A 371-nucleotide genomic window follows, 5' to 3' on the forward strand; every position below is an offset into this window, starting at 1 on the left:
GAGATGCGCTACAGCTACGACAACAGCAACCTGCCTGGCAGCAGTCACAACTTTGTCGGCAACGGCGCCAGCATCAGTTGGAGCGACGATGGCCTGGACAACCTCTACAAAATCACCGAGCGCTATCGCTACGGCACCACCGAAACCCATTATGCCGACGGTGTCGAGGTGCGCCGCATCGAACGCACCTTCAACCGCTTCCACCTGCTGACCGAAGAAAAGACCACTCAGGGCGACAACGTCCATCAGGTGTTCACCACCTACTACGCCGACGACAACCTCGACCTGCCGTTCAGCAACCAGAGCCCGCAGTGCCAGCTGGCCAAGACCGTGGAAACCCGCTGGAGTGTCAAAGGCGCCTCGCGCTCCGA

General features: G+C 60.1%; 1 protein-coding gene. It reads left to right on the forward strand.

Translation table 11 applies throughout. The features are described from left to right. A partial coding sequence (locus tag AC1D1M_RS31535) for a hypothetical protein (protein WP_477778715.1) occupies positions 1-371 on the forward strand: 371 nt, incomplete at both ends.

The organism is Pseudomonas sp. P1_F7, from assembly GCF_056405655.1.